The organism is Arthrobacter sp. MAHUQ-56 (genome assembly GCF_019710585.1).
GTDB lineage: Bacteria > Actinomycetota > Actinomycetes > Actinomycetales > Micrococcaceae > Arthrobacter.
On record NZ_JAIFZQ010000016.1, the window covers coordinates 178,630 to 202,114 of the forward strand.

Here is a 23,485-nt window from a genome sequence, read left to right on the forward strand (position 1 = left end):
TCCTTAGTTTTCGAACTCGGACAGCGGCGGGCAGGAGCAGATCAGGTTCCGGTCTCCACCGGCGCCGTCGATGCGGCCTACCGGCGGGAAGTATTTGTCCTGCTTGAGGTGGTGGACGGGGAAGACGGCCTGCTCACGGCTGTACCGGCGGGTCCATTCGGAGTCCACGACGGCGGACGCGGAGTGGGGTGCGTTGCGCAGCGGGGAGTCCTGGACAGTGAAGTCGCCGTTGGCCACCTGGTCGATTTCCTTGCGGATGGTGATCATGGCCTCGATGAAGCGGTCGATCTCGGCCAGGTCCTCGGATTCGGTGGGCTCCACCATCAGGGTGCCGGCCACCGGAAACGCCAGGGTGGGGGCGTGGAAGCCGAAGTCGATGAGGCGCTTGGCCACGTCCTCCGCGGTGACGCCGGTCTTGGCGGTCAGGTCGCGCAGGTCCAGGATGCACTCGTGCGCCACGAGCCCTCCCTCACCGGTGTAGAGGACCGGGAAGTATTCGTTCAACCTGGTCGCGACGTAGTTCGCTGCGAGCAGCGCTGCCTTGGTGGCCTCGGTCAGCCCTTCGCCGCCCATGAGCTTCACGTAAGCCCAGGAGATCGGCAGGACACCGGCCGAACCGAAGTTCGAGGCGCTGATGGCCACGCCGTGGCCTTCCACTGTTCCCTCGGAGGAAGCGTTGTTGGCGTCGCCGGGCATGAACGGTGCCAGATGCGCTTTGGCTGCGACCGGTCCGACGCCGGGCCCGCCGCCGCCGTGCGGGATGCAGAAGGTCTTGTGCAGGTTCAGGTGGGACACGTCGCCGCCGAACTTGCCCGGCTGGGCCAGGCCCACCAGCGCGTTCAGGTTGGCACCGTCAACGTAGACCTGGCCGCCGGCGGCGTGGACAGCCTCGCAGATCTCAGTCACGTCCGCGTCATAGACGCCGTGGGTGGACGGGTAGGTGATCATGATCGCCGAGAGTACGTCCTTGTTCGCCTCGATCTTCGCGTACAGGTCCTCGTGGTCGATCGTGCCGTCCGCTGCGGTGGCGACGACGACGACCTTCATGCCCGCGAGAACCGCGGAGGCGGCGTTGGTGCCATGGGCCGACGCGGGGATCAGGCAGACGTTGCGCTGGGCATCACCGTTGGCGCGGTGGTAGCCGCGAATGGCCAGCAGGCCGGCCAGCTCGCCCTGGGATCCGGCGTTCGGCTGCAGGGACACCTGGTCGTAGCCGGTGATTTCCGCCAGGTCGGCTTCCAGGCCGCTGATCAGTTCCCGCCAGCCCTTGGTCTGTGACTCCGGGGCGAAGGGGTGGATTGAGGCGAACTCCGGCCAGGAGATGGCCTCCATCTCGGCGGTGGCGTTCAGCTTCATGGTGCACGAGCCCAGCGGGATCATGGTGCGGTCCAGCGCCAGGTCCCGGTCCGAGAGCCTGCGGATGTAGCGCAGGAGCTGGGTTTCGGACCGGTGGGTGTTGAAGACCGGGTGCTGCATGAACTCAGAAGTGCGGAGCACCCCGGACGGCAGGTCGAAGCCCGCAGCGTCCACCACGGGGCCGGCGCCGAAGGCGACGGCGACCGCGGAGAGGATTTCCGGCGTCGTGGTTTCATCGACGGAGACCCCGATGGTGTCGGCGTCGATGTGGCGCAGGTTGATGCCGCGTGCTTCTGCAGCGGTGATGACCTTGGCGGCCTTGCCGGGGACGGAGACCGTGACCGTGTCGAAGAACGCCTCGGTGGCCAGTTCCCGGCCCGCGATCTTGAGCGTGGTGGCGAGGGCGCGGGCGTTGTTGTGGACACGCTCGGCGATGGCCTTCAGCCCGTCGGGTCCGTGGTAGACGGCGTAGAAGGAGGAGACGATGGCCAGCAGCGCCTGCGCGGTGCAGATGTTGGACGTGGCCTTTTCGCGGCGGATGTGCTGCTCGCGGGTCTGCAGCGCCAGTCGGTACGCGGGAACACCGGCGTCGTCCTTGGAGACGCCCACCAGGCGGCCGGGCATGGAACGCTCCAGGCCCTTGGCCACTGCCATGTAGGCGGCGTGCGGGCCGCCGAAGAACAGCGGGACACCGAACCGCTGGGTGGAGCCGACGGCGATGTCGGCGCCCTGCTCGCCCGGAGGGGTGATCAGGGTCAGCGCCAGGAGGTCGGCGGCCACCGTCACCAGCGCGCCGCGCTCCTTTGCTTCGGCAATGACGCCTGCGTGGTTGAAGACGCGGCCGGAGACGCCGGGCTGCTGGAGCACGATGCCGTTGATGTCGCCTTCGGGCAGGCCCTTGGACAGGTCGGCAACCTCCACCTCGAAGCCGAGCGCCTCGGCGCGGCCCTTGACGATGGCGATGGTCTGCGGCAGGACGTCGGCGTCCAGGACGGTCTTGCCGTCGCGGGCAGCCTTGTTCTTATTGGCCCTGCGCATCATGAGGACTGCTTCGGCCACGGCGGTGGCTTCATCCAGCAGCGAGGCGTTGGCGATGGGCAGTCCCACCAGGTCCTGGACCATGGTCTGGAAGTTCAGCAGCGCCTCGAGCCGGCCCTGGGAGATCTCCGGTTGGTAGGGCGTGTAGGCGGTGTACCAGGCCGGCGCCTCCAGGACATTCCGGCGGATGACGGCCGGGGTGATGGTGTCGTAGTAGCCCTGGCCGATCATCTGCACGGCGGTCTTGTTCTTGGCGGCGAGGCGGCGCAGTTCAGCCAGGACCTCCACTTCGCTGAGGGCATCGGCGAGCTTCAGCGCGGTTTCCTGCCGGATGGAGGCCGGGACGGCCATGTCGACGAGGCCATCCACGCTGTCGTAGCCGACGGCTTTCAGCATGGTGTCGACGTCGGCCTGCCGGCGCGCGCCGATATGGCGGTCAACGAATGATGTTGATGCGGATTGAATCGTCATGAGGAACTCCAGGTCTGGCCGGCCAAGTGGCACGGCGTGCGGTGGGTTCCTCCCCGCTCTGTATTGGACCTGAGAGATTCCGCGTTGCCTGCTCTTGGCAGGACTTCGCTTGCACCGTCGGTGAGTGCTGCCGGAGCAGCGCTGCTTTCCAGAGTCGCCTCGCCGTGACGGTACATGGGCCTGAGAGATTCCTGGGGAGGATTTGCTCCTACGGCGCCTGTCCGGTGGATGCCGGGAGGGCTCTCCCGTCACAGCTCGAAAGGCTTATTCAAATGTGGGTGATTCGGCTCACACGGTACAGGTTTGTTGAAGCAAAAACAAATTGCGGCGTCACGCTAATGGGGCCTTGGCGCTCTGTTGCCCCGAAAAGACATCCCGGGTTGACATCCGATCGTGACGGGCACCACACTGATCCCCGGGATTGGCGCCGAGGCCTGGCTGGCTCAGCGTAACCGGAGCAGCCCCGTTCCGGCGCCGGTCCCATCGCCCAACCTCCGCAGCCCGGAGGCGGTGGCGTCCAACTGAAAATGAGCCTTCGACCTGCGGCGGGAGAGCCCTGCCGGTACGTTCAGCAGGCGCCGTAGGAGCAAACCCTCCCCAGGAAACTCTCAGGCCCACGTACCGCCGCGGTGAGGCAACTCTGGAAAGTAGCCGGGCCCTGTCCTGGCTCACCGACGGTGCAAGCGGGCCCTCGCTGGGTCTGCGGAATCTCTCAGGTCCCAGACAGAGCGGGGAGGAAATCCAATCTTTGCGACACCCCGGTGCCGCTCGAACGATGGAGTTCCTCAATGACGACCCACTCCCCGACGTCCACCGGCGGCGGAGCCGCGCACCTGGAGCGGCAGCTCAGCAACCGCCACATCCAACTGATCGCCATCGGCGGCGCCATCGGCACCGGCCTGTTCATGGGCTCCGGCAAGACCATCTCGGCGGCCGGCCCCTCAGTGATCTTCGTGTACATGATCATCGGCTTCATGCTGTTCTTCGTCATGCGTGCCATGGGTGAACTGCTGCTCAGCAACCTCAACTACAAGTCGTTCAGTGACTTCGCCGCTGATCTGCTGGGTCCGTGGGCCGGCTTCTTTACCGGCTGGACCTACTGGTTCTGCTGGGTCATCACCGGCATCGCCGATGTCATCGCCATCGCGGGCTACTCCCGTGAACTGTGGCCCGGGGTTCCCCTGTGGATTCCCGGCCTGGCCACCGTGGCCATCCTCCTGCTCCTGAACCTCGTCACCGTCAAGGCTTTCGGCGAGACCGAGTTCTGGTTCGCCCTGATCAAGATCATCGCCATTGCCGCGCTGATCATCGTTGGCCTGTTCATGATTCTCACCGGTTTCCAGTCCGACGCCGGCCCTGCCACCTTCACCAACCTGTGGAGCCATGGCGGATTCTTCCCCAACGAATTCATGGGCTTCGTGGCCGGCTTCCAGATCGCCGTCTTCGCCTTCGTGGGCATCGAACTGGTGGGTACCACCGCTGCCGAGGCCAAGAACCCGGAGCGGAACCTGCCCAAGGCCATCAACTCCATCCCCATCCGGGTGCTCCTCTTCTACGTAGGTGCCCTCATCATCCTGATGGCTGTCACCCCCTGGACCGAGTTCAAGGCCGGCCACAGCCCCTTTATCGCCATGTTCTCCCTGGCGGGGCTCGGCGCCGCAGCCACAGTGGTCAACCTCGTGGTGCTGAGCTCCGCGATGTCCTCCGCCAACTCCGGCATCTACTCCACCTCCCGCATGGTCTTCGGGCTTGCCCAGGAAGGCGACGCACCGGACGTCTTTGGCAAACTGTCCCGGCGGAAGGTACCCCAGAACGCACTGTTCCTTTCCTGCGTGCTGCTGCTGTCCGGCGTCGTCCTCATGTACGCGGGCCAGGACGTGGGCAAGGCGTTCGACATGGTGACCACCGTCTCCGCCGTCTGCTTTGTCTTCGTCTGGTCCATCATCCTGGCCAGCTATGTTGCCTTCCGCCGCCGGCGGCCGCACCTGCATGAGGCATCGAAGTTCAAGATGCCCGGCGGCGTTGCCATGGTTTGGGTAGTCTTCGCCTTCTTCGCCTTCGTGATCTGGGCCCTCACCACCCAGCCGGACACCTTGATGGCGCTGCTGGTTACCCCGGTGTGGTTCATCATGCTGGGCGCTGCATGGTTCGTCCTCCGGCGCCGGCCCGCGCACCAGGCCCGTTATGCCACCTTCCACGCTGAACTCCAGGCAGACCAGGACTTCGCTGAGGCAGCATCAGGCAAGGCTGTCCGGCCGGGTGCCGCCGCTGAAGCCGCGGACGAACGGGTCAAGCGGTGATCGGCACCGAGGACCGCACCGCCGGGACCAGTGTGTCTGCAGCCGGGCGGCTCCAGCCCATGCCGCCGGAAACGGGCAAGGAATTCGTGTTGACGTTCCACTGCCCGGATGCCCTGGGCATTGTCCAGGCGGTGGCGGCATTCCTGCTGGATCAGGAATGCTACATCGTGGACATCAAGCAGTTCGGCGACAGGGCAAGCGGCCGGTTCTTCATGCGCGTCCACGTCACCTCCGAAGTTGACATTGACCTTGCCCGCCTCCGTGCCGGTTTCGGGCAGGTGGCCCAGGAATGGCAGATGGACTGGCGCCTGGAACGCCACGGACGCAGGCAGCCCATCCTGGTGATGGTCTCCAAGTACGAGCATTGCCTGAACGACCTCCTGTTCCGCGCCCGCAGCGGGGAATTGCCCGTGGAGATCGCTGCCGTGGTGTCCAACCACCCGGACCTGGAACCGCTTGCAGCGTGGCACGGTGTTCCTTTCCACCACATCCCCGTGACGCCGGACACCAAGACGGATGCGGAGGAGCGCCTGCTGGGCCTGGTGGACCATTACTCCGTGGAGCTGGTGGTGCTTGCCCGCTACATGCAGGTGCTCAGCGACGGCCTGACCCGCAAGCTGGACGGCCGGGCCATCAACATCCACCACTCGTTCCTGCCCAGTTTCAAGGGTGCCAAGCCCTACCACCAGGCCTACGAGCGCGGCGTCAAGACGGTGGGCGCCACAGCCCACTACGTGAACTCGGAGCTCGATGAGGGGCCCATCATTTCGCAGCAGGTCATCGAGGTGGACCACACGTACTCCGCCCCGGACCTGGTCACCGTTGGCCGCGATGCCGAGTGCAAGGCCCTCACGAATGCCGTCCGCTGGCACGCTGAAGGACGGATAGTCCTCTCCGGCAACCGGACGGTCATCCTCCGCTAATTGCGGGTCATCTACGTGGCTGGTGCCTGCTCCCCATCCGGAGGGGCAGGCGCCGGCCGCACCACCGGTGGCCGGCCGAACCTGGAGTTCCTCATGACGATTCAATCCCTTAAGGCACTAACCACTCGTTCACGCCCCGCGGAAGGGCGGGCCCCTGGTTCCGAAGAGAAGGACATTCTCCCTGTCCGGCTGGAGATAACTCCTGCTGAGGGCATTGTCGCCCTGGTCCAGGGCAGCACACCTGCAGGGTCTGTCCTGACGGTGACGTGCCTGCCCCATCAAGGTGTGGGTGCCACGGTCAGGACGGCTATCGAGCTTGCCTACCTTGGCTTCGAGGTTGTACCGCACCTGGCCGCACGAAGCATCGAGAGCCGGCAGCAACTGCTAGGTCTTGTCCACAATTTCCACGACGCCGGCATCAGCGAGGTGTTCGTCGTCGGTGGTGATGCGGGTGAAACTGCCGGGCCGTACGCCAGCAGCCTTCCGCTGCTTGAGGACCTCGCCGACTTGTCCGGCGGCCGGATCGGTGCAGGTGTTGCAGGCTACCCGGAAGGACACCCGGGCCACAGCGAACTGCACATGCTTGATGCCCTGTTGGAAAAGCAGCATCTGGCGTCCTCGGTGGTGACGCAACTGTGCTTTTCGGCGGCACGCGTCCGGTGGTATGCCGAAACGCTGCGCCGCGAAGGAGTCCGGCTGCCGGTCTGGGCGGGAGTCGCGGGAGCGGTTCCGCGGGCCCAGTTGATTTCCGTTGTGACCAGGATCGGGGTGGGTCCATCGCTCAAATTGCTGAGCCGACGGGGTCCCCTTGGCCGACGGCTGGTTACTGGCGGCCAGTATTCACCCCAGGCGATGCTCGCGGAACTGCGGGACAGCGGGGCCGTGGACGGGGTGCACCTTTGCACCTTTAACAACGTGACGGGTGTGTGAAACGGAAACCGGGGCCGTACCGGCGGCCGCTTGATTGGGAAGCCGGAGCCGAAAGTTAAGCATGCTTAGTGTCTATCCACATAGGATGGAAAGGCACGGCAGCCACCCGCTGCAGGTCGATTTGAATGAAGGTGACCATGGCCAGGCGCAGCAATCCCGCAGTACGAATCGCACAGGAAACCGCCCACAGCGCAATGTTCGATGCCGACGGCAAGCCCAAACCTGGGGTGCACAACGTGCTCCTGAAAGCGGTGCAGATCCAGCGGCCGCTCGTGGTTGCCTACATCCGGCGGCTGCAAAAGAAGCACCCCCGTGCCACCGCTGCGCAACTGGCTGACATCGCCGAGCGCGACTACCTGCGCGCGGTCGCCGGCGGCGGCGCCCTGGTGGGTGCGACCGCCGTCGTCCCCGGCGTGGGAACCGTGGCATCGCTGGGACTTTCCGCGGCCGCAACCGTTGGCTTCCTGGAGGCAACGGCCCTCTATGCCACTTCGCTTGCCGAACTGCACGGCATCCGCCTTACCAATCCCGAGAAGGCCGGCACCATGGTCATGGCGATCATGCTGGGCGAGGAGGGCACCGCGCTGCTGGGGACCCTCAGCGGCCAGGCAGCGGGTGGGGCCAAGCCCACGGACGTCTGGGGGAACATCCTGTCCAGGTCCTCGCTTCCCGGGTTCGGCAATGTCCGGAAAAGGATCCAGCACGCCTTCCTGAAGAACCTGCTCAAGCGGCAGGGGACGGCGCTGTTCGGCAGGGCCCTTCCGTTCGGCATCGGCGCGGTGGTGGGCGGAGCGGGTAACCTCGTGATGGGCCGTGCGGTGGCAGCGAACGCCCGGGAGGCGTTCGGGCCAATGCCGGACACCATTCCCGGCGAGCTGACGGCGGCCGCGGCGCCGGATAACCAGGCGCTGACACCCTGACGCTGGAAGGCACAACACGTGGATCTTAACGCTGACCTTGGCCAAGCATTCGGCTCCTGGACCATGGGCGGCGACGCCGCGATGTTCCAGCTGGTGACCAGTGCCAACGTGGCGTGCGGCTTCCACGCGGGCGACCCCGTCACCATGCTGGACAGCTGCCGGGCAGCGTACGAACTGGATGTCACCGTCGGCGCGCACCTGGGTTACCGCGACCTGGCTGGCTTTGGCCTGCGCGCCCTGGATGTGAGTTTCGACGAGCTGTTCGGGGACGTGCTGTACCAGCTGGGCGCTCTCGACGGAGTGGCCCACGCGGTGGGTGCATCCGTGGACTACGTCAAGGCGCATGGTGCCTTGTACGACAGGCTGGTGGACGACGCCGAGCAGGCCGCCGCCGTGGTGGCTGCAGTCAGTGCCTACGATCCCGGCCTCCCCATTCTGGGCTTCCCTGGCTCGGAGCTGTTGAAGCAGGCCGGGGAGGCGGGACTCCCGGTATTTGTCGAAGCGTTCCCCGACCGCGCCTACCTTGCCGACGGCAGTCTGGTTCCGCGTTCCCAGGAGGGCGCAGTGCTGTTCGACGCCGACGCGGTAGTCGAGCGGGCCGTGCGCATGGCCCTCAAGGGGGAAGTGGCAGCCGTGGACGGGACAGTGGTGCAGGTTCGCCCGGACTCCCTGCGCCTCTCCGGCGGGACTCCCGCCGCGGTGGAGATGGCCGCACGCGTGCGGACGGGGCTGGAGGCTGCCGGCGTGGAACTGGAATCCTTCGCCTAGCGCCTGCTGCAGTTCTGCAGCACAACGACATGACCATAGGCCGCGGCGGCACACCGGGGCCAGGCCACGGATCGCGGCAGGGCTAGCACGTCAACAGGGCAAATGGCTTTGCGAAGAATTCCGCCCAGAGGGGGTCGTCCGGCCACAAGTCGTCGGGGTCGATGAGGTTGTCGTCCTCGGGTTCCCACTGCGGGACGTCCCCCGGGCTGGCATCTTCACGCGGGCTGGCATCTTCAAATGGGCTGGCCCCGAACGTCGGCCAATGAGGCCAGTGGGTTGGTTCGGGGTCGGGTTGTTCGGCGTCGTAGTGGCGGCCGGTGGGTGAGGTCCAGCCGGGTGGTTCCTTGGCGGTGGCCGGGGTGGGGGTCCAGCCGCTGTGGTGTTTGAGGCGGTGGTGCTTGGGGCAGAGCTGTCCCAGGTTGGAGGCGCCGGTTTCTCCGCCGTTGTGCCAGGCGGTGAGGTGGTCGGTGTCGTTGTCCAGTGATCGGTTGGTGCAGCCGGGGAAGGTGCATTTGCCGTCCCGCATCCTGATCCAGCGTTTGATTGTCCCGGGGAGCCGGTAGCTTCTGCGCCCGATCTCCAGCGGCGCCCCGCCGCGGGGGTCGACCAGGACGCGGTAGAACGACTCCGCGCCGTCCGCGACCAGCCGCCGTGCCATGGAGGCGGGGATCGGTCCGTGGCCGTCGAGGATGGCGGGTTCCTCGGTGACGCCAAGGAGAGATAACACCGGAACCATCACCAGCACATCCGCCCGCGGGACGGGGACCTTGCCGGGGTCTGTATTGCCCGAGTGGGGAGAGCTTCCGGCGCCGAGGAGCAGGCTGGCTGCGATGTCGGGGCGCAGCTGGGTGAGGGTGCGGGGTTCGTCTGGGCCTTGGAGGCCGCGGGCGGTGGCGGTGGTGCGGTTCCAGATCGCGCTGGCGGTGTCGCCGGGCAGATGGAGCGTTATCCGGGCCATGCCGTCCCGGTCGGGCCGGTATTCCATCCGCCGGTCCGCGATCCCTTTGGTGTGCCGCTTCTCCAAAGACTCGGGGTGGTGGCGTTCGCGCCAGGCGCGGGCCTTGGCCCGGAACCGTGATGGGACCAGCTTCCCGGGGGCCGCGCCGCGGGCAGGGTGCTCCGGGGTCGAAGAAGTGCGCCACCAACGAGGCCGCCCCGGCAGGGCTGAGGCCTTCGGTTTCATCCACGACGACGCGCGCGTGCTGCCACGAGATGGCTCCGGCGGCCAGTGCGTCCGTGACCGGCGGCAGCGAACAGACTTGCTGCGACTGGTGGACGAACGCCCCGGCCGAGGCGGAACTGATGGTCAGGACCCCGGCGATTTCCTCCACCGCGGACATCTCGGCGTAGGTGTGTTCCGGCGCGGACGCCTCCGGCGGCGTCATGGCCTGCTGGATCCGGATGCAGTCGGCCGCGTCCTGCGCCTGCCCGGCCTTGAGTTGGGCTTCCAGCCTGGACCTCAGTTCCATCCGCTCCAACAGGATCCCGTACTGCCGCTGCAACACATCCACACCGGAGCCAGCACCGTGACCATCAGCAGCGCCAGCGGAGCAAAGCGCAGCCTCCTCCAGGAACAGTGCATCAAGGGCTGCAACAGAGGCATGAACACCCTCCATCCCCGCCCCTGAAACGCTCACTGCGCCGCCGCTGATTCCCATACGAACATCATCCAACGGGGGTGTGACATTCAGACCTTCATGGCCCGCCGCCCAAGCCACTGCTGACAGGGCGCCACGGAACCCTCACCCAAAAATCAGCTGCGCCACCGTGAAAATCGCGAGTCCGGCCAGGGAACCCACCACCGTGCCGTTGATCCGGATGAACTGCAGGTCCTTGCCCACCTGCAGTTCGATCTTCTGCGAGGTCTCCTCGGCATCCCACCGCGCCACCGTGTCCGTAATGACCCCTGCAATGTCCGAGCGATAGGTCCGCACCAGGTACCCGGCGGCATCGGCAATCCAGGAGTTGACCTTCCCCGCCAGCTCGGGGTCGTCAACCAGCCGCGAGCCGAAGTCGCGAACCGCTGCCTTGAACTTGATGGTGAGTTCGCTGTGGGGATCGTCCACCGCGCCCAGCAGCGCATTCTTCACCGTCCCCCAGGTCCGGGAAGCGAGCTCACGCACCTCGGGATCGCCCAGTACCTGTGCCTTGATGACCTCGGCACGGGCGATCATGGCGGGATCGTGCTGCAGGTCCCGGGCGAGGTCGTTGAGGTATTTGTCGATCGACTGGCGCACCTGGTGGTTGGGATCGGCCTGGACGGCGCGGACGAACTTGAGGATCTCGACATAGACCTTGTCTCCCACAAGCCCGTCCACGAACTGCGGAACCCAGGTGGGGGAGCGGTCGGAGACCAGGCGGGTGACGGTCTCGTGGTTGTCGTCCACCCAGTCGGCAGCGCGGTCAACCAGCAGGTCCACCAGCGTGTGGTGGTGCCCGTCGTGGAAGATCCGCTCCGCCAGCCTGCCGACGGGCGGCCCCCACGGCGGAGTGAGCAAGTGCTTGCGGACCATGCCCTCGATCACGGCCTGGACGTCGTCGTCGTTCAGCACGGTGAAGGCGCCCCGGATGACGGCGGCCCCCTCCTTGGCGACGCGCTCAGCACCGCCCGGCCCAGCCAGCCATTGGCCTGCCCGCCGGGCTACGTTGACGGTGGCCAGCTTGTCCTGCACCACCTGCTCGGAGAGGAAGTTGGTTTCCACGAACTCGCCCAGTGAGGCGCCGATCTGGTCCTTCCGGCGCGGAATGATGGCTGTGTGCGGGATCTTGATGCCCATGGGGTACTTGAAGAGGGCGGTCACCGCGAACCAGTCAGCAAGCGCGCCCACCATGCCGCCTTCCGCGGCCGCGCGCACGTACTGCAGCCACGGATAGTCCTTCTGCAGCGCGAAGGCAAAGACAAAGATCACGGCCATGGCGATCAGCAGGCCCAGCGCCACGAGCTTCATTTTCCGCAGCGCTGCCGCCTTTTCGGCGTCTCCGGCACCAAGGTGCTGGCGTACGACGGCGGCCGGCACCGTGCTGCCCGGGCCGGCGGATGGTGCGGGCCGGCTGTGTGCATCCTGAGTAGTTGGCTCAGTTGTTGCCTCAGAGTTCACCTGCATGTGCCAAGCCTAGCCCCGAAGGCCTGGGCCGGTCGGCTACCGTGTGTCCATGACAACTGACGAGTCAATGCCGCAGCGGCCGTTGGTCTTTGCCCACCGTGGCGCAAGCGGAGCCTTTGCCGAACACACCCGCGCGGCCTACCTGCAGGCCCTGGCGGACGGGGCGGACGGGGTGGAGTGCGATGTCCACCTGACCCGGGACCAGCACGTGGTCCTGCTGCATGACGCCAACCTGGACCGCACCTCCGACGGGACCGGGCCGGTGGCTGACCGGACCTTGCACGAGCTGCGCCAGCTCGACTTTTCCTCCTGGAAGGGCGTCCGCATCCCCGAGGAATACGGGGCACGCTCCGATCAGTTCCTCACCCTCTCCGAACTGCTGGACATCCTCCGGGGTGCTGGGCGGCCAGTGCGGCTTGCCGTCGAACTCAAACATCCCAGCCCGTACCAGCTCAAACTGGAAGACCGGGTGCTTGAGGTGCTCCGCAGCGAAGGCTGGGACCCGGAAAGCTCCACTGTTGACAACGTGGCCGTGACCTTCATGAGCTTCAGCCCCGACTCCGTCCGGCACTTGCTGCACTCCGTCCCGCCGCAGTTCATCTGCCAGTTGGTGGACGACCTCACCATCCATGAGATCCGCGGCGGCCTGGGCCTGGGGCCGATCGCCGGCGGAGCGGTCACCAACCTGATGAAGGCCGCGCAGCTTGAAGGTGAGCAGATCCTGGACGACGGCCTGGTGGGGATGGCAGGGCCGGGCATCGATTACGTCCGGGAGCGCCCGCACACCGTCCGCCGATGGCTGGATTCCGGCCGCCGCTTCCGGGTGTGGACGGTGGATTCTGAGGAGGACGTGGCGCTGTGCCGCGACCTGGGCATCCAGGAGATCACCAGCAACGTGCCGGCCCGGGTCCTTGACCAGCTCCGGCTGGGCGCACCGCAGGGAAAGTAGGCCGGAGTGGGTGCCGCGGCAGACGCACCTTCCCCGCTCCGCTGGTGGGCCGGGCCGCTGGACGTTGAGGGGCTGGCCCTGCGCTCGGTGGGAGCCGCGGCGGAGGCGCTGAACCTGTATACCGGTGCGCCGGGCAGGTTCCGCACTGCACCCGCTTTGGCAGCCGCCGCTTTCGATTCCTTTGGACACCTGCGGATCGGCGGGCGGGCCCTGCAGGGCTTCGCGCCCCTGTCGGGCTTCCGCCGCACCAGCGACGGCTGGATCAGGCTCCATGCAAACTACCCCCACCACGAGCAGCGGCTGCTGCGGGCCCTGGGGGCGGCCACGGCAGCAGGCGTGGAGGCGGCCCTTGGTTCCATGACGTCCCTGGAGGCAGAAGCGGCCATCCAGGACCATGGCGGGATCGCCGCGGCCGTCAGGACCCGCGGCGAATGGCTTGCCTCGGACATGGGCCGGGCCGCCGCCACCGGCCCGTGGATCATTCGCGACGGCGGCAGCACACCCGGCTGGGGGCTGAAGGACTTCCCGGCCGGCGCAGCAGGGCCTGCAGGAGACGCGGCTGCCGGCCCTGCCCAGGCCGCCGGCGGCAGCCAGCAGCTGCCCCTGGCGGGCCTCCGGGTGCTGGACCTGACGAGGGTCATCGCCGGACCTGTCGCCACCCGGCTGCTGGCGGCGCTGGGGGCCGACGTCCTGCGCGTCGACCCGCCGGCCCTGCCCGAGATCGTGGACCAGTTCGTGGACACGGCCTTCGGAAAACGCAGCGCGGAAGCGGACCTTGGGCTGCCCTCGACGCGACAGCACCTGCAGCAGCTCCTGACGGACGCCGACGTGGTGGTCACCGGCTACCGGGGCGGCGCCCTGGACCGCTTTGGCCTCAATCCCCGGGACCTGCTGGCCGCGCATCCGCGGCTGGTGGTGGTCACCCTTGACAGCTGGGGCAGGGCGGGGCCATGGAGCGGCCTGCGCGGTTTCGACAGCATCGTCCAGGCGGCCAGTGGCATCGCCCACCTTTATGGCAGGGAAGATGACGACGGCGGATGGCGCCCGGGTGCCTTGCCGGTCCAGGCATTGGATCACGCCACCGGGTACGGCGCGGCGGCGGCAGTGGTGCTCCTGCTGGCTGAACGCAGGAAAACGGGAAGGGGAGGTGCGGCCCGCCTTTCGCTTGCACGCACCGCCGAGGAACTCTTTGCCCTGCCCCTTAATCCCAGGCCCCTTAGTTCCGGACCCCTGCATTCCCTGTCCCCAGAGACAGCGGACACGGCGCAACTGCCGGAGCCCGGCTATCGCTCCATGGAAAGCTCCTACGGGCCGCTCCGCTATGTTCCGCCGCCGCTGCTCATGTCCGGCCGGATCCTGGACTACTCGGCTCCGCCGCCACCCTACGGCAGCTCGGACCTCACCTGGACCTGAGCCCACGCCGGTTTCGGCCGCCAGTGCCGGCTGTGGTTGAGTGGTTCCATGCTTTTTCCCCGGTCCGGACCTGCCGTCCAGAGCCTGTCCGCTGCCGCCATGGGAGTCCTCCTGCTGGCCAGCGCCAACAAGCATTTCCGGGACCCGATGTTCTACGGCGACGTGGTTCCCGGCTACCTCTGCCGGGACGGCGCGGCTTCAGGCCAAGCCAATAAAGCTGACGGCCGGCATCCGCTGGCCGTCCTGTCCCGCGAGGAATGGGTCGCTGCCACCGGCCTGCTTGAGCTGGCCGCCGCCGTCGGAATCCTCCTCCCGCCCACGCGGAAGGTGGCCGCCACCGCCCTCGCCGGGCTGTTCACCGCATTCCTGGCAGGGCATGTCGACGCACTCATACGGGCCTATGGTCCCGACGGAACCCCACGGCAACGGAAAATCCACACCGCACGGCTCCCGTTGCAGGCACCGCTCATCCTGTGGGCCTGGAGCCTGCGGAAGCCGGGCCTCCGGAAGCCGGGCCTGCGGAAGCCAGCCGTTCCCGGCCTTGCCTGGCCGGTCCGGCCGTGAAGCTGCTGGCCTCTCCCGCGGTCCGGGTGGGGATCTCCATTAGCATCGCCACGGGCCTGTACGGGGTGTCCTTCGGGGCGCTCTCGGTCACGTCGGGCCTGAGCATCCTGCAGACCATGGCCTTAAGCCTGCTCCTGTTCAGCGGCGGCTCGCAGTTCGCGTTCATCGGAGTCGTGGGCGGCGGCGGTTCGGGCATCGCCGCCATGAGCGCCGCCACCCTGCTGGGCATGCGCAACGGCATCTACGGGATGCAGCTCAACGCCCTGCTGCGGCCCCGCGGCTGGCGGAAGTACGTTGGCGCCCAGCTGACCATTGACGAGTCCACGGCCACCAGCACCGGCCAGGAGGATCCCGCGGAGCAGCGCCGCGGGTTCTGGGCCGCCGGCATCGGCATCTACGTGCTGTGGAACGTCTTCACCGCCATCGGTGCCCTTGCCGGCAGCGGGCTTGGCGATCCCAAGCAGTGGGGACTGGACGGTGCCGCCGTGGCAGCTTTCCTGGCGCTGTTGTGGCCGCGCCTCAAGGGACGGGAACCGGTCGCCATCGCGGTGGTGTGTGCCGTGGCCACGGTGATTGCCGTTCCGTTCGTGCCGGCGGGCGTGCCCATCCTGGTGGCCGCCGTCGTGGCAGCGCTGGCCGGCTGGTTCAGCCACGGACGCCGCGACGAAGGACTGGAACCCGACATCGAGCCGTACGCGGAGCATCATTACGGGCGTCACGGTTGCGGGAGCCCCGGACAGCGGACGGAGCACGGAGGCAGCGCACAGCCGGGAGCGGGCTCATGAATCTGTGGATCTGGCTGATCCTGGCCTGCGTCCTGGCGTATGCATGGAAACTCGTCGGCTACTTCGTCCCTGCCAAGTTCCTGGAAGACCCGCGGACGTCGAGAATTGCGGGCACCATGACAATCGGCCTGCTGGCGTCGTTGACCGTAGTCAACGCGGTGGCATCAGGGCAGGCGCTGGCGGCGGACGCACGGCTCGGCGCACTCGGCGCGGCAGCCGTTGCGCTGGCACTGCGCGCACCCTTCCTGGTGGTGGTGATCGCCGGCGCCGGCACCGCGGCGCTGTTGAGGTTCCTCGGCTGGAGCTGACCGGCCGTCCCCTGCCGGCGCAAAAACCCACCGCAAAAGGGGGGTCCTGGCCACTGCCGCGGCGTCCCGCCGGTTGTACTATGAGATCGGCTATGCAGCTGGCCAAGGACTCCTTCAGAACGGCAACCATGGACAATAAGCTGCACGCGGCAGGAGAGAGGGCAGGCCGGCCGCAACGTCAAATCATTCGACGCCGGGCAGGGCTGCCTGCCAAGCGTTTCTTTACCCACTTCGCCCGCCTTTCCGACGTCCCGGCGGAGGACCTGGAGTTGTTGTCCCAAAGGCTCCGGCACGCACTCGACCTGGACCCGTCGTCGCCAATTCCATCGCTGCAGGCCCTGGTGGGCCGGGAGATCAGGAAACGGCGGGACGCCGCCAGGGGCTAACGGCCCTCGGCAGGGCCCGGGCCGGATGTGGTGCACTGGAAGAGAGGCAGCCCACATCGGCGGCAGCCACCAAGGAGGAATCGGGATGAGCGAACAGTCACGGCCAACGGCGCCGGACGACGGCCAGGGAACCGCGGACGCCGAAGGAAGAAGCGCCGAAAAACGGGGTGCGGACGTACCCGCCGCCGAGCAGACCGGCCGGACCCGGGCCGCCTACCTTGATCCGCGCGGATCCGAGGCCACCAGGGAACTGAGGGATACCGCCCGGCGCCGCAGGGACGCCGAAGAGAAACTCCAGCAGCACCTGATGGAAGCCAAGGAGCACGTCCCCAACGAGTTCCACGCGCACCACAAGGCCGCGCACGAGGGGGACCGCCGGGCACAACCGGGCGGGCACGAAGGTGAAGCCGGGCATGACGGTGAAACCCTGCACGAAGGTGAAACCCTGCACAAAGGTAAAGCCGGGAACGACGGTGAAGCCCAGGCGGAGGGCCCTGACGGTCACCAGTCCTGAAAGTCCAGGAACCACGTCCTGAAAGTGGGCCTGGCAGCCGGGCGGCGGTGGCCGGCTGCCAGGTGGCTTTCAGTGCAGGGTTGGCTTCCAGTGCAGGGTGTTGGTGCGTGCAGCGTTGTTGATGCGTGCAGAGAGTTGGGGAACCGGTGCTGCTACGCCACTCCGTGGGCGGCGCCTTCCGCGCCTACGCTCCGGCGGTTGCTTTCTTCGACGCCCATCTCGTACCAGACGTCGGCACCGAATTCGGGCTCGGGAGTATCAAGGTTCTGGTAGAGGGCATCCAAAAGTTCGGCAAGTTCCCCGGCGCTAAGGGTGGGCAGCACTTCCTCGGGACCGCGGGGGTCGGTGAGGTACTGGGAAAGTTTCGAGCCGTTCATAGCTGGGGAACCGGTGTCCGGCCGGAACGCGCGGATTTCTGCATGGGTCGCTCCATCTCGGAAGAAAGAATCCAGGCTGTCTGCGTAACCCGTCCTGAGTCTATTGCACTTGGGGGGAGGCCCACAATGGCGTGGCAGCCCACAAACGCGCGGGCAGCCTGAGGGAAAAGGCCGCAGGTGTCAGGACGCGGCCATCATGCCCGGGGACCCAGGAGCCCGGCGCCGAGTGCCGTAGCGGCCGGGACAGGGACATGCGGAGGGAGGGGGCGCGCCGGCCGGACAGCCCGGATGGAGTCCTCCACCAGGGCCAGCGGCCGCCGCCAGGCGTCCGAACCCGGTTCCATGGTGTCCACCACGCCGATCAGCATGGCCAGCAGCCGGAACATGTCCGTCATCGAAATGTCCGCCCGCAGGCTGCCCTGGCCCTGGCCGCGGACCAGCAGCACGCTGATCGAATCCATCAGCGAACCGGTAATCCCGGTGAGCAGTTCGCGGCGCCCCGCGACGGCGCACAGCAGGTTGGCGTCCTCGCTTGCAGCCGCCATCAGCGCCTCAAGCACGCGCAGCAGGCCGGCGGCGGCGTCGATGTCCGCCAGCGCGCCGTCCATGACGGGGTCCACGGTGAGCCGCAGTTGCCGGTTGAGTGCTGCGAGGACCAGTTCTTCCTTGTCCGCGAAGTTCCGGAAGAGGGTGGCGGGACCAACGCCTGCGGTGGCTGCGATGGTCTGCAGCGGAACTTCGGGGCCGAATTCCCGGAAACACTGGCGCGCCGCCGTGATGATTTTGTCCACGTTCCGCGCTGCGTCTGCACGGAGGGGTTTGCGGGCGACTGCGAGGCTCATGCCCAAAAGGGTAGCAACGGAGCCTGCGGCGTTCACCGTTACCGGAGGGTAGCCGCTTATGTGACGGCCGCAGCCAGGGACGCTGCCCTGCGGTGGTCCATGGCTGCGTGGCACACTTGGGGGCATGTTGCTTGCATTCTCTGTCGCCCCGTCAGGCGTTCCTGCCGGGGGTTCGCGCCCCAACGATGCCTCCGTGCACGACGCCGTTGCCGCCGCCGTAAAGATCGTCCGCGAGTCCGGGCTGCCCAACCAAACGGATTCGATGTTCACCACCATCGAGGGGGAGTGGGACGAAGTGTTCGACGTCGTCAAACGCGCCACCGAGGCCGTGGGGCAGTTCGGCAGCCGCGTTTCCCTGGTGATCAAGGCAGATATCAGGCCCGGCTACGCCGGTGAGCTCACGGCCAAGGTGGACCGCCTGGAAGGTGCACTCGCGCGGGATTCCTGACCCGGGAGCAAGCGGCCGGAAGCATCTGGACCGGCAGGACGGCCCGTGCCAAACTGTGCCCATGTTCGAGCACAAACCCCGGCCGGAATGGATAGCCGCTGAAGAGTTCCTGTCCACAACCGTGGTTCATCCGGACCCGGCGCTGCAGCGTGCCGTCACGTCGGCCGCCGAGGCCGGGATGCCCGCTATCGAGGTGGCACCCAATGCCGGGAAGCTGCTTAAGCTCCTGGTCCAGCTCTCGGGCGCACACCGGATCCTGGAGATCGGAACGCTCGCCGGCTACAGCACCATCTGGATGGGCCGGGGCCTTCCCCCTGGCGGCAGCATCGTTACCTGCGAGTACCTGCCCCAGCACGCAGAAGTGGCGTGGGCCAACATCGATGCCGCCGGGCTGGGCCAAAAGGTGGAGATCCGGCTGGGCCCGGCGCTGGACACCCTCGCCGCGCTCGCCGAGGAGGAACGCAAACCCTTCGACTTCATCTTCATCGACGCGGACAAGCAAAACGACAGCCGCTACCTCGACTGGGCCGTCCGGTTAGGCCGGCCCGGTGCAGCAGTGGTCCTGGACAACGCCGTCTGGGAAGGGGCCATCCTGGATCCCGGCATGGACCCGGTCAACGCTCCCGGAATCATCGAAGCCCTCAAACTGCTGGGGGACCATCCCCGGCTGGACGCCACCGTCATCCAGACCGTGGGTTCCAAAGGCTGGGACGGGTTCGCCCTGGCACGGATCACCTGAGCTGGCCTGCACGCTGCGGCGGAGTCGCGGGACGCAAGCGGTAAGTATGCTTAGGGCCAGTGGCCGTGCCGGCCTGAAAGAGCAGCAACGGAGGACATCATGAAGGCATCACCCACTCTGGCCAGCAATCTCCAAATGGTCCTGACGGACCTGATCGAGCTGCACCTGCAGGGAAAGCAGGCCCACTGGAACCTCGTGGGCACCAACTTCCGCGACCTGCACCTCCAGCTCGACGAAATCGTCGCGGCCGCCCGGCTCTTCGCCGACCAGGCAGCTGAACGGATGCGCGCCCTCCATGCCCTCCCCGACGGCCGCAGCAGCGCAGTGGCGGCCGGCACGCGCCTGGAAGAGTTCCCGGAGGGGTTGGTTTCCACCAAGGACACCGTGAAGCTGATCACCCAACGCCTGGAACGCACTGTGCAGACCATGCGGGACGTCCATGATGAGGTGGACGGCGAAGACCCCACCAGCGCGGACCTTCTCCACGCCATCATCGAGCGGCTGGAACAACTGGCCTGGATGGTGAACGCCGAGACCATGGCGCCCACTGCGGCCGTTACCGAGCCGGCCGGGAAGTAGTGGCGTCCCCCGCGGCTCCCGCCAACAGCCCGGGCCGCCCGGAGCAGGCAGCGCGCGGCACCGGGACCGCCGCCCCCGTGCTGACGGCATCCACTCCGGAGGAGTTCGCCCAGTGGATGCCGCTCCTGGGGCGGGTGGGCCCGCTCGTGGGCAACCCTCCCGCGCTGCTCGGCCTTGCCGCCGAGGCGGGCGGCAGCTGGCCGCTCCCAGGTGGCGGGGGCACCGGTACCCTGTGGGAGCTCCTGGCCTCCGTGGCTGCAGCCGACGTCGCAGCGGCCCGCATCTTTGAGCCGCACCTTGACGCCCTGGCAATCCTGCAGCAGGCCGGGGTAACGGCTCCCGCAGGAACGGCTCCCGGGGGCAGCTGGGGCGTGTTCGCCGCGGAAGGGCCCGGTATGAGGCTGGACGCCACGCTTGCCGGGGCCGGAGTGGTCCTCAGTGGGTCCAAGCCCTGGTGTTCCCTGGCGGGGCAGTTGGACAATGCGGTGGTCACGGCACACACGGACGACGGCCGGGCAGCTTTCGCCGTCAGCCTCCGCCACCCCGGTGTGGACTGCGAGGAGCCCGAATGGGTGGCCCGCGGGCTGCGGGAGATACCCAGCGGGACTGTCCATTTCGACCAGGTTCCGGCGGTACCGGTGGGCGGAACGGGCTGGTACCACAGCAGGCCCGGCTTCGCGTGGGGCGGCATGGGGGTCGCCGCCTGCTGGCTGGGAGGTGCGGTGGGAGCTGCCCGGGAATTCCGGCACGGCCTGCAGGCCGGCGCGGACGCCGGACGCCAGCCGGACCAGCTGGCACTCGCGGCGCTGGGTGAGGCGGACAGGGTCATCACCGCGGCCCTGCAGTACCTGGCCCGGACGGCCTCGCGCCTTGACGACGGCACCCTGGCCACCGGCGCGGGCCAAAGCACCTGGAGCGAAGCCCAGCGGGTGCGGGGAACTGTCGCGGCCGCCGTCGAACGCGTCCTCCATCTGGTGGGCACCAACAGGGGGCCCGGTCCGCTGGCCTTCGACGAGCCTTACGCCAAGAGGATGGCGGACCTGGCCCTTTACGTGCGCCAGCACCACGGCCATCGGGACGATGCGCAACTGGGCAACCTGGTCCTGGCCGGAGACTGCCAATGGTGACCTTCTCGCACGCGGACCAGGGAACCGCCGAGGCGGCGTGGGCCGCGAGCGGACTGCAGACGCTGCCCGAGCTGCCGCTCGGGCCTGCCGAACTTGGCGGCATGGGATTCGTGGTCCTGGCCGCCCACCCGGATGACGAAACCCTCGGTGCCGGAGGGCTCGTCGCCTCCCTGCACGCTCTCGGGGCCACGGTGGAAGTCATCCTGTGCACCGCGGGGGAGGGCTCGCATCCCGAGTCCACCACCATCACTGCTGAGCGGCTCGCGGGGATCCGCCTGGCCGAGTTCGGAGCGGGCCTTTCCGCCCTGGGCATGAAGGACAACTGGCGGTTCCTCGGCCTGCCGGACCGCGGGCTGGCCGGGCGCACCGGCGTGATCAGCCGCGCCGTGCGGGAAGCTGCCCAGCGCCTCTCCCGGGACGGCCGGCGGATTGTGCTGGTGGCGCCCTACCGGGCAGACGGCCACGCCGACCATGATGCCTTGGGAGCGGCGGCAGCAGCGGTGGCCGGCCAGGACGGGCACGGCTTGCTGGAATACCCCGTCTGGTACTGGCACTGGGCCACGCCGGACCGGGACGACTGGCAGGAATGGGTCCGGTTCCACCTCAGCCGGCAGGCCCGCGAAGCGAAGGGCAACGCCATGCTTGCCCACGCTTCCCAGATCCTGCCGCTTTCGCCGGCGGCCGGTGACGAAGCACTCCTGCATGCGGAGTTCCTGGGGCACTTTGCACGCACCTTCGAAGTCTTCGCCTGGACCCCGGCGCGGGACACCAGTGTGGCGCCGCACCGCAGCGGTGACGCCGAACGGGTCTTCGACGCCGTCCACGCCGGAGCCGAGGACCCCTGGAACTACACAGCCAGCTGGTATGAGAGGCGTAAGCGCGCCCTCACCCTGGCCGCCCTTCCGGTGGAGTCCTATGAACGCGGCCTGGAAATCGGATGCTCGATCGGCACGCTCACCGCTGACCTGGCGTCCCGGTGCCGGGCACTACTTGCCGTGGACGCGAGCAGCGCTGCGGTCCGGCAAGCCAAGCGGCGGCTTGCGGAATACCCCGGCGTCAGCGTCCAACAGCGGGTGGTGCCGGGCTCCTGGCCGCAAGGCACGTTCGGGCTGCTGGTGGTATCCGAGGTGGGCTATTACCTGGCACCGGAGGAACTGGCGGTGCTCTGGGACCGCGTCGAAGGATCACTTGAACCAGGCGGGACCCTGGTGCTGTGCCATTGGCGGCATCCGATCGACGGCTGGGAGCTTGACGGCGACGCCGTGCACGCCCTTGCCCGGAAGCGGCTGGGCTGGCGGAGCGCCGGGCTGTACCAGGAGCGGGACTTCGTCCTGGAAATCCTCATTGCGCCGACAACCGCCGGGGACCTTCATGCAGGAGGCTGACGCGGGCTGCCGGACAGGCCTGGACGCTCCAGCTTCCGGCCAGCGATGCCGGGAGGGCGCGTCCATCGGGGACGTGGCAGTGGTGATTCCGGTACACAACGAGGAGCAGCACCTCGGACGGGCACTCGCGGGCGTCCGGACAGCGGCAGACGAGGTGGCGGCCTACCATCCGGGCGTCAGTGTGCGCGTCCTGATGGTGCTGGACAGCTGCGCTGATGGTTCCCTTCGGCTTGCCACGGACTTCGCCGCGTCCGATGCCCGTTTCAACGTTATGACTGTCGGCTTCCGGAATGTTGGGATGAGCCGCCGGGCCGGCGCGGAAGCCCTCGGGCTGAACGGCCGTGCTGCCGCGGCGCGTGCCTGGCTGGCCAACACCGACGCCGACTCGATGGTGCCCCCGAACTGGCTGTCACGGCAGTTGGACCTGGCGGCCACCGGCGCCGACGTCGTCCTCGGCTCGGTGGAACCCGACGGCGATGGCATGCAGAACGCCCTCATTGCCCGCTGGCATGCCCGGCATATCCTGGCCGAAAACCACTCCCATGTGTACGGGGCAAACCTGGGCGTGCGTGGCTCGTCCTACCTGCGGGCAGGCGGTTTTCCAGGCCTTGCTTCCAGTGAGGACCGGGTTCTAGTGGACAGGCTGCGCGCCAGCGGGGCGCGGATTGTTGCCACGGACACCGTGCGGGTCCTCACATCGGGCAGGACGCTGGGGAGGGCACCGCGTGGGTTCGCCGCCTATCTCCTGGCGCTTGCCCAACAATAGGCCGACAGACGGTTGCACAGAAAAGGGTGCCGCCAGCCAGTGAAAATTCACAGCGCCGGCAGCACCCTTCCGCTTAAAACTTCGTGGGACTGTGCCCGTTACACCAGGTCCGGAGCGCTGGCCACGATGTAGTCGGCTGCGGCAGGTCCGGTCATGGAGAGGTTGTTGCTGTCAGGATCGATTCCGTGCTCCTGCAATGCCTCCCAAAGGGCAGCAGGAGCCTGGAGCTCGGCCTTGTGCAGAAGGCACCAACTTGTGTACAGGCCATAGAGCTCATCGCGTCCGAGGCCCAGTCCGGGCTCTTTGTCCGGGACAACTGCTTCGGCAAGAAATTGTTCAAAATGGGTAGCAGGCATGTCCGCTCATTAAGGGTCGACCGTGATGCCGCCGTATCTGCTTCAGCGGCCTTGCGGCCCCTGGAAGGGACCCGCAAGGTATGGAAGAAATTATGACAGGGCGGCCCACCTTGTCCAACTCGCTGGTATCCGGCCGG

24 protein-coding genes, 1 pseudogene and 2 riboswitches are annotated in these 23,485 nt (G+C 67.5%); of the genes and pseudogenes, 19 read left to right on the forward strand and 6 right to left on the reverse strand.

The features are described from left to right. Positions 1–3: 3 nt before the first annotated feature. A complete protein-coding gene (gcvP, locus tag K4G53_RS08750) occupies positions 4–2,865 on the reverse strand; it encodes an aminomethyl-transferring glycine dehydrogenase (RefSeq protein ID WP_221385319.1) in 2,862 nt (953 codons plus the stop codon). Between the two features lie 158 nt (positions 2,866–3,023). Continuing rightward, positions 3,024–3,123: riboswitch (glycine riboswitch) on the reverse strand. 135 nt (positions 3,124–3,258) lie between these two features. Here gcvP and K4G53_RS21295 point away from each other — a divergent pair. The 6 genes from K4G53_RS21295 (at position 3,259) to K4G53_RS08775 (ending at position 8,706) form a co-directional block, all read left to right on the forward strand. After that, positions 3,259–3,390 (forward strand): hypothetical protein, encoded by a 132-nt coding sequence (locus K4G53_RS21295; RefSeq protein ID WP_260323446.1) that lies wholly within the window; start codon positions 3,259–3,261, stop codon positions 3,388–3,390. A gap of 11 nt (positions 3,391–3,401) precedes the next feature. Continuing rightward, a riboswitch (glycine riboswitch) is annotated at positions 3,402–3,499 on the forward strand. Positions 3,500–3,653: 154 nt separating this feature from the next. Beyond that, positions 3,654–5,165, forward strand: a complete 1,512-nt coding sequence (gene cycA / locus K4G53_RS08755) for a D-serine/D-alanine/glycine transporter (protein ID WP_260323447.1) — start codon at positions 3,654–3,656, stop codon at positions 5,163–5,165. Positions 5,166–5,224: 59 nt separating this feature from the next. Next, the gene (gene purU, locus K4G53_RS08760) at positions 5,225–6,088 is read left to right on the forward strand and encodes a formyltetrahydrofolate deformylase (RefSeq protein WP_221385600.1); all 864 of its coding nucleotides are present in this window, start codon (positions 5,225–5,227) and stop codon (positions 6,086–6,088) included. A 93-nt stretch (positions 6,089–6,181) separates the two neighbouring features. Beyond that, complete coding sequence (locus K4G53_RS08765; RefSeq protein WP_221385320.1) at positions 6,182–7,018, forward strand: methylenetetrahydrofolate reductase; 837 nt, start codon at positions 6,182–6,184, stop codon at positions 7,016–7,018. A gap of 137 nt (positions 7,019–7,155) precedes the next feature. Further along, positions 7,156–7,938: a hypothetical protein gene (locus tag K4G53_RS08770; protein WP_221385601.1), complete on the forward strand. Its 783-nt coding sequence runs from the start codon at positions 7,156–7,158 to the stop codon at positions 7,936–7,938. An 18-nt stretch (positions 7,939–7,956) separates the two neighbouring features. Next, positions 7,957–8,706, forward strand: coding sequence for a LamB/YcsF family protein (locus tag K4G53_RS08775; RefSeq protein WP_221385321.1), 750 nt, complete (start codon positions 7,957–7,959; stop codon positions 8,704–8,706). A gap of 82 nt (positions 8,707–8,788) precedes the next feature. On the opposite strand, the pseudogene K4G53_RS08780 reads toward K4G53_RS08775, so the two are convergent. Both K4G53_RS08780 and K4G53_RS08785 read right to left on the reverse strand, forming a co-directional pair. Then, positions 8,789–10,322 (reverse strand): annotated as a pseudogene (locus K4G53_RS08780) (DUF222 domain-containing protein). A gap of 126 nt (positions 10,323–10,448) precedes the next feature. After that, a complete protein-coding gene (locus K4G53_RS08785; protein ID WP_221385322.1) occupies positions 10,449–11,810 on the reverse strand; it encodes a DUF445 domain-containing protein in 1,362 nt (453 codons plus the stop codon). A 49-nt stretch (positions 11,811–11,859) separates the two neighbouring features. On the opposite strand from K4G53_RS08785, the gene K4G53_RS08790 reads away from it, so the two are divergent. From K4G53_RS08790 to K4G53_RS21300, 7 genes are all read left to right on the forward strand, one after another. Continuing rightward, positions 11,860–12,759, forward strand: coding sequence for a glycerophosphodiester phosphodiesterase family protein (locus tag K4G53_RS08790; protein ID WP_221385323.1), 900 nt, complete (start codon positions 11,860–11,862; stop codon positions 12,757–12,759). Between the two features lie 6 nt (positions 12,760–12,765). Next, the gene (locus K4G53_RS08795) at positions 12,766–14,172 is read left to right on the forward strand and encodes a CoA transferase (RefSeq protein ID WP_221385324.1); all 1,407 of its coding nucleotides are present in this window, start codon (positions 12,766–12,768) and stop codon (positions 14,170–14,172) included. 48 nt (positions 14,173–14,220) lie between these two features. Continuing rightward, on the forward strand, positions 14,221–14,736 hold the full coding sequence (locus K4G53_RS08800; RefSeq protein WP_221385325.1) for a hypothetical protein: 516 nt from the start codon (positions 14,221–14,223) through the stop codon (positions 14,734–14,736). Continuing rightward, positions 14,733–15,521: an AzlC family ABC transporter permease gene (locus K4G53_RS08805; protein ID WP_308287853.1), complete on the forward strand. Its 789-nt coding sequence runs from the start codon at positions 14,733–14,735 to the stop codon at positions 15,519–15,521. Before K4G53_RS08800 ends, K4G53_RS08805 begins: the two co-directional genes overlap by 4 nt. Then, on the forward strand, positions 15,518–15,829 hold the full coding sequence (locus K4G53_RS08810) for an AzlD domain-containing protein (RefSeq protein ID WP_221385326.1): 312 nt from the start codon (positions 15,518–15,520) through the stop codon (positions 15,827–15,829). Before K4G53_RS08805 ends, K4G53_RS08810 begins: the two co-directional genes overlap by 4 nt. Before the next feature lie 128 nt (positions 15,830–15,957). Then, positions 15,958–16,215, forward strand: a complete 258-nt coding sequence (locus K4G53_RS08815; RefSeq protein WP_221385327.1) for a hypothetical protein — start codon at positions 15,958–15,960, stop codon at positions 16,213–16,215. Between the two features lie 85 nt (positions 16,216–16,300). Continuing rightward, positions 16,301–16,729, forward strand: coding sequence for a hypothetical protein (locus K4G53_RS21300; protein WP_260323448.1), 429 nt, complete (start codon positions 16,301–16,303; stop codon positions 16,727–16,729). A 152-nt stretch (positions 16,730–16,881) separates the two neighbouring features. Here K4G53_RS21300 and K4G53_RS08825 read toward each other — a convergent pair whose 3' ends face one another. After that, positions 16,882–17,106 (reverse strand): hypothetical protein, encoded by a 225-nt coding sequence (locus K4G53_RS08825; RefSeq protein WP_221385328.1) that lies wholly within the window; start codon positions 17,104–17,106, stop codon positions 16,882–16,884. A gap of 194 nt (positions 17,107–17,300) precedes the next feature. Then, positions 17,301–17,948 (reverse strand): TetR/AcrR family transcriptional regulator, encoded by a 648-nt coding sequence (locus K4G53_RS08830; RefSeq protein WP_221385329.1) that lies wholly within the window; start codon positions 17,946–17,948, stop codon positions 17,301–17,303. A gap of 124 nt (positions 17,949–18,072) precedes the next feature. Between K4G53_RS08830 and K4G53_RS08835 the strand changes: the two genes are divergently transcribed. The 6 genes from K4G53_RS08835 to K4G53_RS08860 all read left to right on the forward strand — a co-directional run bounded on the left by K4G53_RS08835 (position 18,073) and on the right by K4G53_RS08860 (position 22,992). Further along, positions 18,073–18,396 (forward strand): thiamine-binding protein, encoded by a 324-nt coding sequence (locus K4G53_RS08835; protein WP_221385330.1) that lies wholly within the window; start codon positions 18,073–18,075, stop codon positions 18,394–18,396. Between the two features lie 61 nt (positions 18,397–18,457). After that, positions 18,458–19,135, forward strand: a complete 678-nt coding sequence (locus K4G53_RS08840) for an O-methyltransferase (protein WP_221385331.1) — start codon at positions 18,458–18,460, stop codon at positions 19,133–19,135. A gap of 99 nt (positions 19,136–19,234) precedes the next feature. After that, complete coding sequence (locus K4G53_RS08845) at positions 19,235–19,714, forward strand: Dps family protein (RefSeq protein ID WP_221385332.1); 480 nt, start codon at positions 19,235–19,237, stop codon at positions 19,712–19,714. Between the two features lie 116 nt (positions 19,715–19,830). Next, positions 19,831–20,841, forward strand: a complete 1,011-nt coding sequence (locus K4G53_RS08850; protein WP_221385603.1) for an acyl-CoA dehydrogenase family protein — start codon at positions 19,831–19,833, stop codon at positions 20,839–20,841. Then, entirely contained in the window at positions 20,835–22,226 is a 1,392-nt protein-coding gene (locus K4G53_RS08855; protein WP_221385333.1) for a bifunctional PIG-L family deacetylase/class I SAM-dependent methyltransferase, read from the forward strand. Before K4G53_RS08850 ends, K4G53_RS08855 begins: the two co-directional genes overlap by 7 nt. Beyond that, positions 22,213–22,992: a glycosyltransferase family 2 protein gene (locus K4G53_RS08860; protein ID WP_221385334.1), complete on the forward strand. Its 780-nt coding sequence runs from the start codon at positions 22,213–22,215 to the stop codon at positions 22,990–22,992. Before K4G53_RS08855 ends, K4G53_RS08860 begins: the two co-directional genes overlap by 14 nt. Before the next feature lie 98 nt (positions 22,993–23,090). Here K4G53_RS08860 and K4G53_RS08865 read toward each other — a convergent pair whose 3' ends face one another. Further along, a complete protein-coding gene (locus K4G53_RS08865) occupies positions 23,091–23,348 on the reverse strand; it encodes a hypothetical protein (protein ID WP_221385335.1) in 258 nt (85 codons plus the stop codon). Positions 23,349–23,485: the final 137 nt, after the last annotated feature.

What these genes read in the sequence shown, in the direction of transcription:
- K4G53_RS08825 (WP_221385328.1), bottom strand. Translation starts at nt 17,106, where the DNA reads ATGAACGGCTCGAAACTTTCCCAGTACCTCACCGACCCCCGCGGTCCC.
- K4G53_RS08850 (WP_221385603.1), top strand. Translation starts at nt 19,831, where the DNA reads ATGCCGCTCCTGGGGCGGGTGGGCCCGCTCGTGGGCAACCCTCCCGCG.
- purU (WP_221385600.1), top strand. Translation starts at nt 5,225, where the DNA reads ATGCCGCCGGAAACGGGCAAGGAATTCGTGTTGACGTTCCACTGCCCG.
- K4G53_RS08865 (WP_221385335.1), bottom strand. Translation starts at nt 23,348, where the DNA reads ATGCCTGCTACCCATTTTGAACAATTTCTTGCCGAAGCAGTTGTCCCG.
- K4G53_RS08830 (WP_221385329.1), bottom strand. Translation starts at nt 17,948, where the DNA reads ATGAGCCTCGCAGTCGCCCGCAAACCCCTCCGTGCAGACGCAGCGCGG.
- K4G53_RS08790 (WP_221385323.1), top strand. Translation starts at nt 11,860, where the DNA reads ATGACAACTGACGAGTCAATGCCGCAGCGGCCGTTGGTCTTTGCCCAC.
- K4G53_RS08855 (WP_221385333.1), top strand. Translation starts at nt 20,835, where the DNA reads ATGGTGACCTTCTCGCACGCGGACCAGGGAACCGCCGAGGCGGCGTGG.
- K4G53_RS08845 (WP_221385332.1), top strand. Translation starts at nt 19,235, where the DNA reads ATGAAGGCATCACCCACTCTGGCCAGCAATCTCCAAATGGTCCTGACG.
- gcvP (WP_221385319.1), bottom strand. Translation starts at nt 2,865, where the DNA reads ATGACGATTCAATCCGCATCAACATCATTCGTTGACCGCCATATCGGC.
- K4G53_RS08785 (WP_221385322.1), bottom strand. Translation starts at nt 11,810, where the DNA reads ATGCAGGTGAACTCTGAGGCAACAACTGAGCCAACTACTCAGGATGCA.
- cycA (WP_260323447.1), top strand. Translation starts at nt 3,654, where the DNA reads ATGACGACCCACTCCCCGACGTCCACCGGCGGCGGAGCCGCGCACCTG.
- K4G53_RS08770 (WP_221385601.1), top strand. Translation starts at nt 7,156, where the DNA reads ATGGCCAGGCGCAGCAATCCCGCAGTACGAATCGCACAGGAAACCGCC.
- K4G53_RS08810 (WP_221385326.1), top strand. Translation starts at nt 15,518, where the DNA reads ATGAATCTGTGGATCTGGCTGATCCTGGCCTGCGTCCTGGCGTATGCA.
- K4G53_RS08860 (WP_221385334.1), top strand. Translation starts at nt 22,213, where the DNA reads ATGCAGGAGGCTGACGCGGGCTGCCGGACAGGCCTGGACGCTCCAGCT.
- K4G53_RS08835 (WP_221385330.1), top strand. Translation starts at nt 18,073, where the DNA reads ATGTTGCTTGCATTCTCTGTCGCCCCGTCAGGCGTTCCTGCCGGGGGT.
- K4G53_RS08765 (WP_221385320.1), top strand. Translation starts at nt 6,182, where the DNA reads ATGACGATTCAATCCCTTAAGGCACTAACCACTCGTTCACGCCCCGCG.
- K4G53_RS08840 (WP_221385331.1), top strand. Translation starts at nt 18,458, where the DNA reads ATGTTCGAGCACAAACCCCGGCCGGAATGGATAGCCGCTGAAGAGTTC.
- K4G53_RS08800 (WP_221385325.1), top strand. Translation starts at nt 14,221, where the DNA reads ATGCTTTTTCCCCGGTCCGGACCTGCCGTCCAGAGCCTGTCCGCTGCC.
- K4G53_RS08815 (WP_221385327.1), top strand. Translation starts at nt 15,958, where the DNA reads ATGGACAATAAGCTGCACGCGGCAGGAGAGAGGGCAGGCCGGCCGCAA.
- K4G53_RS21300 (WP_260323448.1), top strand. Translation starts at nt 16,301, where the DNA reads ATGAGCGAACAGTCACGGCCAACGGCGCCGGACGACGGCCAGGGAACC.